The 16,238-nt window shown below is 38.2% G+C and carries 22 protein-coding genes and 1 tRNA gene; 2 read left to right on the forward strand and 21 right to left on the reverse strand.

Annotation, left to right across the window (positions count from 1 at the left end):
• From MBBTH_RS01590 to MBBTH_RS01665, 16 genes are all read right to left on the reverse strand, one after another.
• Entirely contained in the window at positions 1-801 is an 801-nt protein-coding gene (locus MBBTH_RS01590; RefSeq protein WP_116591295.1) for an isopentenyl phosphate kinase, read from the reverse strand.
• A gap of 5 nt (positions 802-806) precedes the next feature.
• Positions 807-1,769 (reverse strand): mevalonate kinase, encoded by a 963-nt coding sequence (gene mvk, locus MBBTH_RS01595; protein WP_116591296.1) that lies wholly within the window; start codon positions 1,767-1,769, stop codon positions 807-809.
• Positions 1,770-1,778: 9 nt separating this feature from the next.
• On the reverse strand, positions 1,779-2,627 hold the full coding sequence (amrB, locus tag MBBTH_RS01600) for an AmmeMemoRadiSam system protein B (protein ID WP_116591297.1): 849 nt from the start codon (positions 2,625-2,627) through the stop codon (positions 1,779-1,781).
• A 10-nt stretch (positions 2,628-2,637) separates the two neighbouring features.
• Positions 2,638-3,240, reverse strand: coding sequence for a 30S ribosomal protein S2 (gene rpsB, locus MBBTH_RS01605; RefSeq protein ID WP_116591298.1), 603 nt, complete (start codon positions 3,238-3,240; stop codon positions 2,638-2,640).
• A 15-nt stretch (positions 3,241-3,255) separates the two neighbouring features.
• A complete protein-coding gene (locus tag MBBTH_RS01610) occupies positions 3,256-3,450 on the reverse strand; it encodes a 4Fe-4S binding protein (protein ID WP_116591299.1) in 195 nt (64 codons plus the stop codon).
• Between the two features lie 16 nt (positions 3,451-3,466).
• Entirely contained in the window at positions 3,467-4,711 is a 1,245-nt protein-coding gene (gene eno, locus MBBTH_RS01615) for a phosphopyruvate hydratase (RefSeq protein ID WP_116591300.1), read from the reverse strand.
• A gap of 131 nt (positions 4,712-4,842) precedes the next feature.
• Positions 4,843-5,025 carry a DNA-directed RNA polymerase subunit K gene (locus tag MBBTH_RS01620; protein WP_116591301.1) on the reverse strand — a complete coding sequence of 61 codons (183 nt, stop codon included), beginning with the start codon at positions 5,023-5,025 and terminating at the stop codon, positions 4,843-4,845.
• Between the two features lie 70 nt (positions 5,026-5,095).
• The gene (locus MBBTH_RS01625) at positions 5,096-5,266 is read right to left on the reverse strand and encodes a DNA-directed RNA polymerase subunit N (RefSeq protein WP_116591302.1); all 171 of its coding nucleotides are present in this window, start codon (positions 5,264-5,266) and stop codon (positions 5,096-5,098) included.
• 50 nt (positions 5,267-5,316) lie between these two features.
• A complete protein-coding gene (locus tag MBBTH_RS01630) occupies positions 5,317-5,718 on the reverse strand; it encodes a 30S ribosomal protein S9 (protein ID WP_116591303.1) in 402 nt (133 codons plus the stop codon).
• Between the two features lie 18 nt (positions 5,719-5,736).
• Positions 5,737-6,159 carry a 50S ribosomal protein L13 gene (locus MBBTH_RS01635; protein WP_116591362.1) on the reverse strand — a complete coding sequence of 141 codons (423 nt, stop codon included), beginning with the start codon at positions 6,157-6,159 and terminating at the stop codon, positions 5,737-5,739.
• A 16-nt stretch (positions 6,160-6,175) separates the two neighbouring features.
• Positions 6,176-6,541: a 50S ribosomal protein L18e gene (locus MBBTH_RS01640; protein WP_116591304.1), complete on the reverse strand. Its 366-nt coding sequence runs from the start codon at positions 6,539-6,541 to the stop codon at positions 6,176-6,178.
• A 2-nt stretch (positions 6,542-6,543) separates the two neighbouring features.
• Positions 6,544-7,371 carry a DNA-directed RNA polymerase subunit D gene (locus tag MBBTH_RS01645; RefSeq protein WP_116591305.1) on the reverse strand — a complete coding sequence of 276 codons (828 nt, stop codon included), beginning with the start codon at positions 7,369-7,371 and terminating at the stop codon, positions 6,544-6,546.
• A gap of 15 nt (positions 7,372-7,386) precedes the next feature.
• The gene (locus tag MBBTH_RS01650) at positions 7,387-7,779 is read right to left on the reverse strand and encodes a 30S ribosomal protein S11 (protein WP_069574667.1); all 393 of its coding nucleotides are present in this window, start codon (positions 7,777-7,779) and stop codon (positions 7,387-7,389) included.
• Between the two features lie 11 nt (positions 7,780-7,790).
• On the reverse strand, positions 7,791-8,330 hold the full coding sequence (locus MBBTH_RS01655) for a 30S ribosomal protein S4 (protein ID WP_116591306.1): 540 nt from the start codon (positions 8,328-8,330) through the stop codon (positions 7,791-7,793).
• Positions 8,331-8,389: 59 nt separating this feature from the next.
• A complete protein-coding gene (locus MBBTH_RS01660; protein WP_116591307.1) occupies positions 8,390-8,839 on the reverse strand; it encodes a 30S ribosomal protein S13 in 450 nt (149 codons plus the stop codon).
• A 185-nt stretch (positions 8,840-9,024) separates the two neighbouring features.
• Positions 9,025-9,109 (reverse strand) — tRNA-Ser (locus tag MBBTH_RS01665).
• A gap of 213 nt (positions 9,110-9,322) precedes the next feature.
• Between MBBTH_RS01665 and MBBTH_RS01670 the strand changes: the two genes are divergently transcribed.
• Together MBBTH_RS01670 and MBBTH_RS01675 are read left to right on the forward strand one after the other, a co-directional pair.
• Positions 9,323-9,883, forward strand: a complete 561-nt coding sequence (locus MBBTH_RS01670; RefSeq protein ID WP_116591308.1) for a LemA family protein — start codon at positions 9,323-9,325, stop codon at positions 9,881-9,883.
• A 10-nt stretch (positions 9,884-9,893) separates the two neighbouring features.
• Positions 9,894-11,675, forward strand: coding sequence for a DUF2207 domain-containing protein (locus tag MBBTH_RS01675; RefSeq protein ID WP_116591309.1), 1,782 nt, complete (start codon positions 9,894-9,896; stop codon positions 11,673-11,675).
• A gap of 25 nt (positions 11,676-11,700) precedes the next feature.
• Here the strand turns inward: MBBTH_RS01675 and MBBTH_RS01680 are convergent, their stop codons facing one another.
• The 5 genes from MBBTH_RS01680 to MBBTH_RS01700 all read right to left on the reverse strand — a co-directional run bounded on the left by MBBTH_RS01680 (position 11,701) and on the right by MBBTH_RS01700 (position 16,167).
• A complete protein-coding gene (locus MBBTH_RS01680; protein WP_116591310.1) occupies positions 11,701-13,968 on the reverse strand; it encodes a transglutaminase domain-containing protein in 2,268 nt (755 codons plus the stop codon).
• 153 nt (positions 13,969-14,121) lie between these two features.
• Positions 14,122-15,087, reverse strand: a complete 966-nt coding sequence (locus MBBTH_RS01685; protein WP_116591311.1) for an RNA-guided pseudouridylation complex pseudouridine synthase subunit Cbf5 — start codon at positions 15,085-15,087, stop codon at positions 14,122-14,124.
• A 70-nt stretch (positions 15,088-15,157) separates the two neighbouring features.
• Positions 15,158-15,379, reverse strand: coding sequence for a 50S ribosomal protein L14e (locus MBBTH_RS01690; protein ID WP_116591312.1), 222 nt, complete (start codon positions 15,377-15,379; stop codon positions 15,158-15,160).
• Positions 15,380-15,901, reverse strand: a complete 522-nt coding sequence (gene cmk / locus MBBTH_RS01695; protein WP_116591313.1) for a (d)CMP kinase — start codon at positions 15,899-15,901, stop codon at positions 15,380-15,382. It lies immediately after the preceding gene.
• Positions 15,901-16,167 (reverse strand): 50S ribosomal protein L34e, encoded by a 267-nt coding sequence (locus MBBTH_RS01700; protein WP_116591314.1) that lies wholly within the window; start codon positions 16,165-16,167, stop codon positions 15,901-15,903. The genes cmk and MBBTH_RS01700 overlap by 1 nt, the downstream gene beginning before the upstream one ends.
• Positions 16,168-16,238 lie beyond the last annotated feature (71 nt).

Here is a 16,238-nt window from a genome sequence, read left to right on the forward strand (position 1 = left end):
CTAATTTCCCCTTGAAATTACTGTTCCCTTAACTTCCTTATCTTCTAGCACTTTGAAAATATTATCTTCAACTTCAGCATTTATTATCTTAGATTCAATTCCTAAATCTGCTAAATATAAAAGTTCTTTAATCTTTCCAACCATTCCACCAGTTACATCAACGTTTGTTGTTCCTTCGAGAGTGTCCAAGTCCTTAAGTGATGTGAATTTGTCAAAGAAAATGGCATCGTCATGTGTCTTCGGATTCTTATTGTAGACACCGTCAACGTCTGTTCCCAAAATAACCTGTGACGGATTTAGGTTTTTGGCCAAATATTGGATTAACTGATCGCCTGAAATAACGCAGAATTCCAAATCGTCATCAAGGACAACATCCCCATAGATGACAGGCACGAAACCTTTTGACAGATATTTCTTGAACAGGTCAAGATTGCCGTTTGTGATTCTCTTGTCGGTTGCTGTTATGAATCCTGAGGCAGGAACCGCAATTGCAGGTATTCCCTCTTCAATCAGCGCTTCACATATGAACATGTTGAGCTTTTTAACCTCATTTTGAATTTCACAGAAACCTAACCTCTTTTGAGGATATTCGGATTCCTCGAATTCCTCCCCAATTCTATGCTTTTTTGCAGGAGGATGGCCGAATGAACCTGCACCATGAACTATGACCAATTCCTTATCAGAATTGTCAAGAGACCTTTTAATCTCAGAGGCAATTCTCTTGAGGCTGGCAGCATCAACTTCACTAGTTTTTGAATCCTTATTTGTCAGGATACTGCCACCTATTTTTAAAATTATCATCAAAATCACTTGTAAACCCTTGAAGAAACTCCTTTTCTAGTAAATCTGATTTTTAAAACATTGTCATCACGAGCAATAGCTTTAGCAACTTCTTCCACCTTGCCCGGACAGAGTGCAATTATACTGCCTCCACCACCTGCTCCAGTAGTCTTGGAACCTATGGCACCTGCTTCCCTTGCATTATACACCATACGGGACAATTCCAATGTATTGACCCCTATAACATCTAAAAATCCGTGGTTAATGTTCATTAACTCACCAATCTTATTGAAATCCCTTTTTAAAATAGCCTGTTTTGCATAATTGGTCAAATTGCCCATAGAAGTGATAACCGGATTTATGATTTTCGGGTTTCTGGTCTTGAGATTCTTAACGTCCTTAACCATTTTTCCGGTGTTTCCGTGCTTTGTGGTGTAACCCACAACAAACGGAACGTTGAAATTGACATTGAAATGCTCAACTTTCTTATTCCTGGACAGGTAAACCAGTCCTCCATAAGTAGAGACAAGAGTGTCCAGAGGACTTGCAACTCCCTGAACTGCCTGTTCAATCATGTGCGCGTCATGGGCAAGAGATTTCTTGTTAAAACGAATGTTATGATAACGGTATAACGCTGCTAGCATCGCCACTGTAACGGCGGCAGATGAACCCAATCCTGAACCAATCGGAACCTGGGAGTTCAGTGTGATGTCGATTGGTGTGTGATCGTGAAGTGTATAAAGAACTTCTAAAATGTATCTAATAATACCTGGTTTTCCTTTAAGTAAAATATATTTTTTCTCCCGTGTAAGTAACTCCGCCTCAAAACCGATGTCTGGAGCCCTGAAAATTGTTCTGTCATCTTCAGAATCCTTAATGGTAATAAATGCCCTTTTATTTATAGCGCCCGCTATAGCAGGTTCACCATAAACTACAGAGTGTTCTCCAAACAGAATAGTTTTTGCCGGAGCGGAAGCTTTAGCTATCAATTAACTCACCTACTTAAAAATACCTGAAGCATAACCAACTACTGATGTGAAGTCCCCAGTAACGTCTCCACTGGTCCCATAAGCCAAAATATCGCAATCATTCTTATTGCATTGCTTTGAAAGGGAAATTGTGGTCATCACAGGCCCATAACCGCACATTGTAATATTGTACTGAACGACCTCTTCAAAAAGCTTGAACTCGTTCATTTCACCAATGTCCTCCAAAACAAATCCGTCAACCTTGTTTGCCCGTTCCTGATTGTTGAAATGGGACAGGTCAGTGCTTGCAATAACGCAGTAGGATTTGTTCAATTTGTTTCCAGCCTCAAAAATTGCTTTTGAAAGGTCTGATGAGGTTATGAAATCCTGTTTTCCTATTGTTATAGGAACAATCTTAAAATCAGCAGAAAAATATTGTAGGAATGGCAGCTGAACCTCAATGCTGTGTTCCCTAAGATGAGCAGTGAACTCTGCAGAAGCGATGTTTGAAAACTCTATGATGCTGTCTGCAAACTCATTGTCCACCTTGACACTTCCTAAAGGAGTAATCCATTCCCCCTCATTGAATATTGAAATTTCACTACCGAATCCAGTATGGTTAGGACTTAAAATTATAAAAACTTCAGGAAAACCATTTTTTACGATTTCACAATAGCCATGAGAGGCTATTGCACCAGAATATTGATAACCTGCATGCGGAACCATAACGTTGATAGGATAATCACTACCTTCAAATGAATTCAATTCAGGTATGTATCCAACGCCAGAATCATCTAGAAAACAACTTTCAATAAGTCTTGCTAGCTTTTCCGGGTCGTCTGGATAGAATGCTCCAGCAACAGCAGGTTGTCTTAACATATTAACTCACTTAAAATTTAAGTTCGAATTCAGTTGCATCAATATCAAGGTCACCGTCTTCTGGGATGTCTCCTCTTTCTCTTAAGATTTGTCTTGCAAGTAACCAGTAAACTAAAGCGATAGCTTTTCTACCTTTGTTGTTTACAGGTACTGCGATGTCAACAAAACTGAGTAAGTTTTCAGTATCACATAATGCAATAACTGGAATACCATTTTGTTTGGATTCCAAGATAGCCTGTGCGTCAGATCTTGGGTCAGTTACTACAATGATTTTTGGTTCAATGAATTTAGCGTAATTTGGGTTTGTTAAGGTACCTGGGATGAATCTTCCAGGAATGGTTTTAGCACCGGTTAACTCTCCGAATTTTTTAACAGGAGCTTGACCGTATTGACGGGTAGCCACTACTAAAATGTCTTCAGGGTCGTATTTTGCTAATAATTTTGCGATTTGTCTGATTCTTTCATCAGTTTTTTGAATGTCCAATACATATAAACCGTCAGATCTTACTCTGAATATGTATTTTTCCATGTCACTAGTTTTTTGCTGGGTACCGATGTGTAATCCAGCAGCTAAATAATTATCTAAGTCAATTAAAAGTTCTTCATTTACCATATTTTCACCTACAATTTAAAAATCATCTTCAATTTGAATACATTCGTTAGGACAAACGTCCATACATACTTCACAATAACTACATTCTTCAGGGTCGACAATCTCAATTTTGTCTCCTTTAAGAACTAATACTTCCATTGGGCAAACGTCAGCACATTCAGCGCAGTCTGCACCATCACATTTATCATAATCAAGAATTACTTTTGACATAATACTCTCCCCTATTTTAAAATTTGCCCATTCTAGGATTTGGAAGTTCCTCCTCAATACGGATCAGCTCGTTGAGTTTTGCTATTCTCTCACCGCCAATGGCTCCGGTCTTAATCATTGGAGAGTTAAAACCAACGGCCAGATGAGCGATTGTCTCATCAGTGGTTTCCCCAGATCTGTGGGAAACAACAGGCACAATACCGTTTTCCTTTGCCAACTTGACAGTTGCATGGGTTTCGGACAATGAACCTATCTGGTTAGGCTTGATAATGATTGCGTTTGCAGCATTCATCTCAATTCCCTTGGCCAATAGCTCCTTGTTGGTCACGAATAAATCGTCTCCACAAACGAGACATTTGTCGCCAACCTTGGCAGTCAATTGAGCAAACCCTTCGAAGTCTGACTCGTCAAATGGGTCTTCTACATAAAACATATTATAAGTATCAATAATATCTTTTACGAAATCAATTTGATCACCAGTATCTCTTTTGATACCGTCTTGAGCATAAATATATTTCTGCTCGTTTCCATCCCATAATTCGGATGCAGCCATATCTAAAGCAGGTCTGATTTCAATACCCAATTCATCACCAACCTCTTCACATGCCTTGGATTGAATTTCCAATGCATCAGCGTTGGTTATGTTAGGTACCCATCCACCTTCATCACCTTTACCTCCGGTAAAAGCTGAATCTTTAGATTGGATTAATTCTTTTAATCTTTTGTGAATAGAAGCATTTGCAAAAATCCCTTCAACCATATTTGATGCTCCGATAGGAACAACAAGGAATTCTTGAATATCAGGCGCATTAACACCTGCATGAGCACCACCGTTCATCATGTTTCCCAAAGGATAAGGCAATTCATTTACCATACTGCCTCCTAGGTATTGATATAGTGGCATGTTATATGATGCAGCAGCAGCTTTAGCCACAGCCATGGAAATCGCAACAGTAGTGTTACCTCCAATAGCAGCCAAATTGTCTGTTCCATCTATTTCTCTTAGCACTTCGTCAATTGTAGTAATATCACAAGCATCCATTCCAATAAGCTCAGAAGCAATCAAGTCTTCCATTTCACTTACTACAAGGTCTACTCCCCCTTCAGGGAAGGATACCACTTCTCTTGAACCTGTACTCGCCCCACTTGGTGCAGCAGCTCTACCGTAACCACCCCAAGTTTTTACATCAACTTCGATGGTAGGGTTTCCCCTGCTGTCCAAAATCTTTCGAACTTGGACGTCTTCTATTATACTATCCAAAAAAACACCTCAGTGTCATTCAATTTGTTACCAACCAACCTATATTTTGAAAAAATCAGTAAGTTTCTTTATAGAGTTCAATTGGTATTTACTATTTTTTTTAAATAAATTTTAGAGTAAATAGATAAAATCTATTCATCTCTAATAACATCTAATGGTAAAACTCCAGCTTTGAGTTCTGCGTAAGCTATGTCAATTGGATCCAATGAATCTTTAATATCCACTAGAGGTTTTGCACCCATAGATATTTGAATTGCTCTAGCCCCGAGAATTCTAGCTCTTTCAAACCTTGTTAATTTCTTTTCAACATCCATGAATATTACTCCATTTTTTAGGCATATATTTTACCAATATTATATTTAAATATAAAATCCCTAAATCAGTCTATTCCCAGGTTTCCACATGGGAAATTAACATTCTTCTACAACAGTATCTTGTTAAACCTAAATCGTCTAAAACATCTTTAGAACTTTCACCAGCTGCTACTCTTTTATTGTATTCATCAAAGTAAGCTGATACAGGTTTTCCACAACTTAAGCATCTTATAGGAATCATTTATATCATCTTTTTTTAATTTTAAATAAAATATAAAATTACAGAAGAATTTATCTGTAACTTTTTTGTTTACGTGCTCTTGCTCCAGGACCACCGTATTTTTTAGGTTCTGAACGTCTTGGGTCACCTACTAACATGGTTCTGTCATATTGGATGTATTTTTCTTTTAAATCCAAATCTTGAGACCATTGTACGAGTCCTTTTGCAATTACCATACGTGCAGCTTCAGCTTGACCCATTACTCCACCACCAATAACGTGGATGTTGATATCCACTTCATTAGCTAAGTCTCCAGCTAAGGTTAATGGTTCTTGTAATTTTAATTGAGCAAGCTCAGGAGAATAAAGTTCTAAAGGAACTTTGTTGATTCTAACTTTACCGGTTCCTTCGCGAACAGTACCTCTTGCGATAGCTGTTTTACGTTTTCCACTAGTATGAATAACTTTAACCATAATTACACATCCGTTTATCTAAAAGGTAGCTCCTAAAAGTTTGGAGATTTCTCCTAACTCAATACCTTTTTTAAGATCTCCGTATTCTGCTTCAGGAACTGCAGTGAGTTCAGCATCAGCATATTCAGCAGGTACGCCTACGAAAGCTTTTAAGCCTTTGTATGCTGTTTTACCTTTGGATTTTTTGAAAGGTAACATTCCTCTTACAGTTCTTCTAAATATGTCGTCAGGTCTTCTAGGATATTTAGGACCTAAGTCACGAGGGTTAGAGATACTTGCTCTGTCCACTCTTTGTTTGTATTTAGCATAAGCCCAATCCTTATTACCAGTTAACATAATTTTTTCAGCATTAAGAATTACTACTTCTTCGCCTTCTAAGAGATTTTTACTAGTTACACTAGCTAATCTTCCTAAAACGCATCCTTCTCCATCAATAATCATCATAACACACATCCCCTTATTCCATAATCCTTATGTTTGATCCTTTAGGATTACTTTCCATAATTTCTTCGATTGAGATGCATTCTCCACCGGCACTTTCGATTTTTTCTTGTGCTTTAGCTGAGAATTTTAATGCTACAACATCTACTTTGTTTTCTAAATCACCATTTGATAAAACTTTACCAGGTACTAAAACAGTTTCGCCTTCTTCAGCGTATCTTGCGATATCTGATAAATTTACTTCAGCAGTTCTTCTGTTAGACCTTTCAAGTCTTTGTGCAACATCTTTCCAAATAGCTGCATCTTCATTTCTTGATTGTTCATAAAGTTTATTAATAAGTTCAATAAGGTTAGGATTTGTTTTTATTACTTTTTTAACCATTATTAATTTCCTCCTTCTTCACTAAATCTGATAAACTTATCCGCTTTTTCACCTAATACGTCACAAGCTTTTAATAAAACTTCTTTAGGAGGCATTGCACCATCAGTTTCGATTCTGAAAATGAAGTCATTTGGACGGAATCCTACATTGATGTATCCATTGTCAGAAGCTCTTACACAGCTTTTGCACATGGCACATTCTTCAACTCCAATCAAAGGACTGTTTTCATGTTCTTCCACGATTTTGATCTTTTTGGATCTTTTATCTGATTTTAAAATACCTCTTGGACATGCTTGAGCGCAATCGTAATCGATTTCAACATCCTCATTGAATGTTATTTCAGGATATTGTTTGTAAGCACATACAGTAGTTGGAATCCATTTAGCATGTTCTTTTCCGTATCCAACTTTTGCAACTGCTTCAATGTCAAGCTTTTCTCCTTCTTTGAGTTTTACTAAAGGTATGGTGTCGTATACTGGTTTAATTCTAGAGTCTGAAGATTTTAAATCTTTAGAATAAACTACTTTAGGTCCCACTTCTTTCAAATAGAACATGATTCCGTTTGAAAACTCTTCCCAGTCGTCATCTTCTGGTAATGACAATCCTTCAAGAGCGTCCAAATCAGATACTAAAGGAGTTAAACCAAGTCTATGAGCAAGCACCTCATTGAACATTGCAGAATCGTTGACAATAATGTTAACATCTTCGATTGCTATTTTAGGAACATTGACCATTGCAACTCTCCTAATAGCATTAATAAAAGGCACTTCTGCATCACGAACAATGAAAATCATTTCATCATCGTTTTGACTTCTTACTTCTATCTCCATATTAAACCCTTCTGCTTATACTCTTCTTCCTCTTTTACCACCAGGTCTTCCAGTACCGTCGTGAGGAATAGGAGTGATATCTTCGATTTTTCCTATTTTAATTCCAGCTCTTGCTAAAGCACGGATAGTAGCTTGTGCACCAGGTCCTGGACTTCTTGGTCCATTTCCACCAGGAGCTCTAACTTTAATATGTAATCCAACAAATCCTTTTTCTTTAGCATCATCAGCTATTCTGGTTGCTGCAGCCATTGCTGCGAATGGTGAAGCTTGTTGTCTGTCTGCACGAACAACTTTTCCACCGGACCATTGTGAGATGGTTTCAGCACCAGTAATATCTGTTACAGTAATAATAGTGTTATTAAATGATGAGTAAATATTAGCTATACCCCATTTTTCATCTTTTGCCATAGTTACACCTTTTATTCTTCTGTATTAGCTTTATTATCCTTTGCTTTGTTGTACTCTTCAATTTGTTTTGCTACAGGTGAAGAACGGTAGAAACCGATTTCATCTTCCTGACCGTCTAAAACTACATAGCTTGGTGAGTTGATTTTTTTACCGTTTAAAGCTATGTGACCGTGTACAACGAACATTCTTGCTTCTTTAGGAGTACGAGCTAAACCTTTTTTATATACAATAGTTTGTAATCTTCTTCTTAAGATATCTTCAACGTTTAAGTCAAGAATATCTTCAAGAGCAGCACCTTCTGGCAAAACACCGGTTCTAGCTAAGTGTCCTAATAATTGTAATTTCTCTTTTACCATTTGATCAGCAGAAAAACCGAGTAAGTATCTTGCTTCCCTACTGTATCTTCTAACTAAAGTATCGGCTTTCCAAATTTCTTTTTTGTTTTTTAAACCGTATTTAGTCATTAATTTATTTTCATTTTTAATTCTTTCCGCATTCCAAGGATGAGGTGGTGTATTATACTTTTTCCTTGATTTTCTAGGTTGTCCCATTAAAACATCTCCTTATAAAATTGAATTTTGATAATTTAATTCATAAAAAAAGTTCTTGCTTATCCTCTTGAACGTTTTACACCAACTGAAGAACTTTTTCTGAAAGTAGATTTGGTTCTTTGACCTCTAACAGGTAAACCAACTTCGTGTCTTCTACCTTTGTAACTTCTGGTCTTTTTCATTCTGTTTAAATCATCCCTTAAAGTCATGTCAAGGTCAGATTCAATCAAGTGAATGTCGTCACCAGTTTCATAGTCTTCCCTTCTATTCAACATCCAAGATGGAATGCCAAATTTGTGAGGATCTTCTAAAATTTCTTCAATTTTTAAAACATCTTCGTCAGCAATGTATCCAATTTTTGCATCTAAATCTAAGTCTAAAACACGACAAATAGTTTTAGATAAAGAGATTCCAACACCTTTGATTTCAGTTAAAGCATGTTCAATGGTTTTGTTACCATTTACGTCTTTTCTTGAAATACGTACTAAATGCTTGAATTCGTCTTCCATTAAATAACCTCCATTTATAGAGCGAACCTACGAGACGTAAAATATAGATTCGAATGTTTTGAATGTATCAAAACACAGTTCTTTCAACAGTTATAAACTTAGCCTATTGGCTAAGAGTGCAATAAATATCAGTTCAACAAGTATTTTTAATATAATTCAAAAAAATATAGTTAAAAACTAATAAACGCCGAGACTGGGATTTGAACCCAGGAGGGCTGAACGCCCACGAGATTTCCAGTCTCGCGCCTTACCAGGCTAGACTATCTCGGCATTAAAATAGTTAGCAATACTTGTCTATCATATTGTCTAGAATAATATGATAACATAATTTATTATCTTTAACCTATATAAAGGTTTGCTTAAAAATAGGATTTTTCCCAAAATAATGGGAATTGCATAAAATATTATCTTTTTCATCATTAATAAATCAAAAGGTAAAGTATATTTTAAAATACAGTCATATTATTAATCAAGGTGATTAAGATGGATTTGTTAATATGGATCATCATTATAATATTAGTTATTATTGTTATAGTAACCATAATACACATGTACAATAACCTAGTCGGACTCAGAAACCGCGTGAAAAACAGTTACGCGCAAATTGACGTCCAACTTAAGAGAAGAAACGACCTTATACCTAACCTTGTGGAAACCGTAAAGGGTTACGCAAGTCATGAAAAAGGCGTTCTTGAAGAAGTGACAAAAGCAAGAACAGGCGTTATGAACGCAACAACCGTTGAAGAAACCAGCGCTGCAGACAACCAATTGACTGGAGCATTGAAAACATTGTTCGCCGTTGCGGAAAACTATCCTGACTTAAAGGCAAACAGCAATTTCCAACAATTGCAATCAGAATTGACCGACACAGAAGACAAGATATCCTATGCAAGGCAATTCTATAATGACGTTGTTTTAAAATACAATAACGCTTGCCAACAATTCCCAAGTAGCATTATGGCTAGAATGTTTGGATTTAAAGAAGAAACTTATTTTGAAGCACCAGCAAGTGAAACTGCAGTTCCTGAAGTGAAATTCGAGTAGGTGAAATTATATGAATGTAAAAAACGCATTTATTATAATTTTACTTTTTTTATTATTATTTTCAACAATAAGTGCGGCATCTGCAGACGATGACAGAAGCTATTCAATCGACAGGGCATTCGTCGAACTGACAGTTGGAAGCGACGGCCTGCTTCATGTTGACGAAAGGTATGACTACTCCTTTGACGGAAAGTTCAACGGAGTCTACCGTGACATTCCCCTGAAAGCGGGAGAAAGCATCGACAACATTGAAGTGGATGCCGATGGAGCCTATGCGGTACTTAAGGAAAGCGATGAGGGTGGATATAAGCACCTGAAAATCTACCTATACTCCGATGCTGCACATACCCAAGGCATCCGTGACTGCAACGTTAACGTTTACATCAGCTATGACATGAAAAACGTGGTGACCCTTTTCAATGATGTTGGAGGGCTGCAGTACAAGCTCTGGGGAGATGAATGGGACGTTGGAGTCGGAAACATCTATTTCACAGTAAACCTACCTGGTGACAGCGGAAACGAATACTTCCTAAACCCGCAGGAATTCAACACAACCAGCGAACTTAAAGGAAATACGATCACCGCCGAAAGCAGCTACATTCCGAAAGGGGACTTCTATGAACTGCTCCTCCTTATGCCATTGAGCGATTTCCATGATGCGACATACGCCAAACATGTTGATCGGAATGGCCGTGACATGATAATGAAAAACCTTGAGGACAGCGTCAACGGGCGTAACTTCTGGAATACGACATATCTTATTATGGGTCTTCTTTCCCTGTTAAGTCCAGTGGTTGCCGTATTCACATATCTCAAGTTCGGCCGTGAACCGAAAGTTGACTATGACGGAATTTATGAGAGGGAATTGCCTACTGACGATCCCCCTGAAGTGGTGAATGCTATATATGCAAATGGAGACATTGGAACTCCTAACATGGACGGTTTTGAAGCAGCCATTCTGAATCTGATCGACAAGAAGGTATTGAAGCTAACCAAGCAATTCGATGAGAACACTGAAACCAATGACCTATACATTGAATTCAGCGGAAACACACAAAACCTCAAGTCAAATGAGAAACAGGTCTATGACATCCTGCACAACTTCGCCTATGGGGACACCCTGAACCTGTCAAGCCTCAACACCAGTTTGTCATCAGAGGCAAATGCAAAATGGTTTATGGAACAGTATGCAGACTGGTGCGCCAATGTTGAAGATGAGCTGGAACCTAGAGTGAGTGAAGAGTTCAATGACACTGGAACCACCATAATGGCCGGACTCAGTGTTGGAGGATTGGTCATTGGAGTTATAATTGCCATTCTAGGAATATGGACTGAACTGAAATCAGGAACCTATGCCATTGCCGGAGGAATATTTTTAGTCATTTTCTCAATAGCCATCATGAGGCTTGATGACGATATCTTTGGACAATGGACTTCAAAGGGTCGCGTGAGGTATCTCAAATGGAAAAACTTCAAGAAGTTCTTAAAAGACAACAGTTTAATCAACGAACACCCTCCGGAATCAATAGTTGTTTGGAGGAAGTACTTGATTTATGGTGCGGCTCTTGGAGTAGCAGACAAGGTTTACGAATCCATGAAACTGCAGGAGAAAAACTTCGCAGGTGGCAGTTTCTATGATGATGATATTTTCCTATATCACCACTACGGAGGATATTACATGATGCACCATGCAATCATGACCGGACAGACATCCGCAAATCCTTCATCAGACTCCGGTGGCTTTGGTGGCCTCGGAGGAGGATCAGGTGGTGGAGGTGGAGGAGCTTTCTAGCTTTTCCATTTCTTTTTTCTTTTTTTTAGAACGGTAAACTTGCATATTTGGCATGCAGAGTATATGAGTTAGTGTTCCAATTTCTTATTTTTCCCAATGAGTTTCTATAGCTGGTTGCATCCGCACAGACCCATTTGCTTCCTATCTTTACCTGAGTCCATACATGGCCGGTAGTGTCTCCGTCGCCGAAGTGGCATCTTCCATGGACATATCTCGCATTGAATCCGGCTGTTCTAAACATTGCAACCAACAAGTGGGAATGGTCAACGCAATTTCCTTTTTTCTGCTTCAATGTGCCTGATGCACCATATTTGCTGTTATAATAATAGGAGTAATCCAAAGTGTCCCTAACATAATTGAATATCGCCTTTGCCTTATCGACCTTGCTTGTCAAGCCTTTGGTTAGGGACTTGACCAGCTTTTTAATCGCCTTGCTTCCAACTTTACAGTGGCTTGATGATTTAAGATAAGCGCTTGATCCCTTTGCATGCTTTTGATTGATACCGTTTCCAAATTTGGAAAGCTTGACATTTACAGTTTTGGAATTGGAACTTGTGAGAAGATCATTATTGCCATTGAATTTGACCTTGACGTTATATTTGCCTATTGCAACGTCAGTCCTGAACTTGGCATATCCGTCGGAACCCACAGTCGCAGTGTATGTTTCACCATCAATGGTGAGTTCTGCCATGCCTCCAGAAGTAGCTTTCCCCTTAGAATCAGTTACTAGAACCTTGAATGTCTGGGAATTGTCCTTATAGGAACTTCCGCATTTCCAGAGGACCTTTGATGGACCCCTTTGGAAAACATCAATCTCACAGGAGCCTGAAGCCGGTGAGAAAACGAGATCACCAGTTGACTTATAGGTCACATTATAACTGCCTATTGCCAGATTGATAGGAACGGCCACTATTCCATTGGCATCTGTGGTTTTACTGTAGGTTTTACCATTGATGACCAATTTGACTGTTTTCTTGGCTAAAGGAATGCCTCCTGCAGTGTAGGCAACCTTTAATGAAGTGCCAGCACCATAACCGAAATGGGTTGTGCTCTTGACGGTCAATTTGGTGTCAGTGGTGTCAAATATTTTCACTGACTTTGTTGATTTGGATGCCTTGAAATACTTGCTTCCATCATAGGAATATTGGACAGTGTATATTCCCTTTTTGAAAGATGACAAATCAATGGATGCAACACCATCACCATCTGTCTTTTTGGAATATGTCTTGCCGTTGATCCTAATTTTGATGACCTTTCCAACGTTTGAAGTGTCATCCAGGGCGGTTGTGAGCTTAACCTTTATTACCCTTTTTTCATCAGGAAGGAAAGTGTAATCCTTGGAGGTCAGCTTGGTTGATGCCTTTCTTTGATAAACGTTAATCTTAAAGGTTTTTGACAATCCGTCATTATTACGGCAAACTACATTATAAGTGCCTTTCTTAACCTTTTTCAAGGACAGGGTTGCAATACCGTTGGCATTTGTCTTGAGCTTATATGTCTTTCCCCTAAACTTGATCTTAACGTATTTCTTTGCCAACACCTTGCCGTTAGCCTTAAGGAATTTGACCTTGAAGGTTTCGCCCTCAACCTTCTTGAGCTTGGTTGCGGGAGTTATAGTTGGCAAAATATTGAAATTGGTGGTTAGCTGAAATCCTGTAATCGGACCGGTTGCAACAATCCTGTATGTGCCTGGCTTTAAATTGACAGGCAGGCTTACCACACCCTTGCTGTTGGTGTTTTTGGTGTATTTCTTGCCGTGGACAAGTACTGTCACGGCCCTGTTAGCCAACGCATGACCTGAACCGTCAAGGAATGTTGCAGTGTATTGTGTACCTCCCTTATAGTATTTGGTAATGTCACTCGCCTTTATTGTGGGAAGAACATTCAATTGTGATGTCAGATTGCATGCATCATAGTCATCATCCCCATCGAAATATGAGAATATGCTATATTTACCAGGTTTTAGCTTTAAATTGACGCTTGCAACACCATTAATGTCGGAAACGGCATCATAAATCACATCATTTACAGAAAAATGAACTGTCCTATTGGACAATGTGGCATTTGAATCCCTCAACGTCACACTAAATGACCCTGAGTAGTACACACTTTCCGTAGGTGAGGACAATTCTGTCTGATTTTTAGCGGATTCAGTGAGTGAAACCTCGTCCAGACTAGCTGACAGGTTTTCTGAAGAATCCTCATCCAATAAGGCATTATCCTCATCAATGCCAATTTCCGTTGAATTAACATCACTTGCTTGAATTGTACCAACCGAAAGAACTAGAATCAATACAAAAATAAGAGTGATGATTAGTTTTTTATAAAAAATAATAAACCATCCTTAAAATTTATAATATAAACTTATTTTAATCTCACAAATATTTCTCTTAAAAATTGAATATAAATTTTATCATTATCAAAAAATCAATTCAATTTATGGCCATTACTTCCAGAACCTTGGATAGGTATCAGGTTTCATCAATACCTTATTGACATTAACTGCAAAGCCTGAATCTGCCTCTAAAATCTCGTTGGAAGTCAATAAAGAATTTCCTGCACCAACCAATTCACCCTTAAGTGTCTCAATTGCCACAATATCATTCTTTTGAATGTTGTCTGCCAACTCAACAATTCCGCCATTTGCAAGGTCCGCACCATGACAGACCGCATCAACGGCTGAATCCTTAATGATAATCTTTGGCAGGTAATCAGCAGCTCTTTCCATTGGCATGATAGCTTCACGCAAGAATGACTCATCACCGTCTTCCTTCCAGAAGTGGTATGCATCGGTAACGTCCTGTAAGGTAACCAACCTGTTCTTTTCATTGAATGAACCAACCTGGGTTCTTCTAAGCTCTGCCATATGCGCCCCTACGCCCAATGCTTCACCGATGTTGTGACAATAGGTCCTGACGTAAGTTCCTGCCTCACAACCTATTCTGAATAGAACATCACGTCCCTCAATTTCATAGATTGTTGAATAATAGATGTTACGAGTCCTCATTTCACGTTTAACGGCTGACTTGACAGGAGGCAATTGGAATATCTTACCTGTGAACTCCGCAAACACTTCACGGATTCTTTCCTCATCAATGTCCTGATGGAAAGTCAAAAGGCAGACATACTCCTTAGGAGCTGTCAATAAAAGTTGAATAGCACGGGTAGCGTCATTCAATCCAACCGGCAAGATACCGGTAACCTTAGGATCAAGTGTTCCCCCGTGGCCTGATTTTTCCAAGTTTAAAATACGTTTAACCCAAGAGTCTATTTCATGAGAGGTCGGTCCTGAAGGTTTATCCAAATTAATTACACCATGAGAAATATAATCATTAATCTCCCTGTCTTCTGGTTTGCAACCAAAATCGGGACTAGTAAAACTTTCAGATTTAGTAACCATGTTAAATTTCATGAAAATATACCCTTAAAAAAATAGTAAATAAAAAAAGTTATGAATAATATGTTTATTATTCATTTTATGTTTATAAGTCAGCTAAAGCTGCTTTGATAGAATCTGCATCACCAGAAACATCAATGGAATCTGCAGTTGGTTCTAAGTGAGCGATGTTACATCTTCTGTTTTTTACAGCTTCACCAATAACTTCTACATAGTTTTCATCGATAATTTCTACGATTGCGCATTTTTCGCCTGCTTCTCTACCAGCAGTTTTAACACATACTCTTCCTACTTCGATTGATGCCATTTATATCACCTTTAATGTTTGAATAATGATTTCTGATACGTTTTCAGGATTGAAAGTACCAGTATTTATAATTATGTCATAGATATCCATATTGCCAATGTCAATATTGTGGATTTCCATGTATCTCAAGGCTTCACTCTTTTCACGAGTTATGATCTCTTCCTTAGCCACTTCAACGGATTTGTTCTCCCTTTCGGAAATTCTTTTTGAACGAACATCGAATGGAGTCACCAACCAAACCTTCAAGTCAGCATTGTCAACAAAGAATGCAGACAATCTTCCCTCAACGATGAGGTTTTCTGCTTCACTGGCCTTTTGAGCTTGCCTTTTGTCAATTTCTTTATCAATATCATCATTACCTTCAGCAAATTCACTGAATTCAAGAACAGTCATTCCTCTTTCAGCGGCCATTTCTCTAAAGACTGACCCTGCAGAGATATATGGAATATTCAACTTCTCTGAGAGACCCTCAGCAGTAGTTGTTGTTCCAGTTCCAGCTAATCCACCGACAGTAATTATCATTATTTTCTAGCCTCGTTTTTGAAATGTTTACGAGCACAGCTTGAACATAAGTAACCACCGAATGGACGGTTAGGTCTTTTAGCTGTTTTTGATAATTTTCCAATTTCGTATGGACGTCCACGAGGAACTCCATGTAATACTGCACCACACTCAGCACAAACATGCTTAGATGGTTTTTTCTTTTTATATCTTAAAACATTCCTTCCACCAGGAGTGTTTTTATGAACTCTTTTATATGATCTTGATCTAAACCTATTTGCAGGCATTTAATCACCTTAAATTAATTTTTAAATAAATTATGAAATAATTGTGTAATAGCGTATTCAAAATAGAATAC

Source organism: Methanobrevibacter thaueri (genome assembly GCF_003111625.1).
Taxonomy (GTDB): domain Archaea; phylum Methanobacteriota; class Methanobacteria; order Methanobacteriales; family Methanobacteriaceae; genus Methanocatella; species Methanocatella thaueri.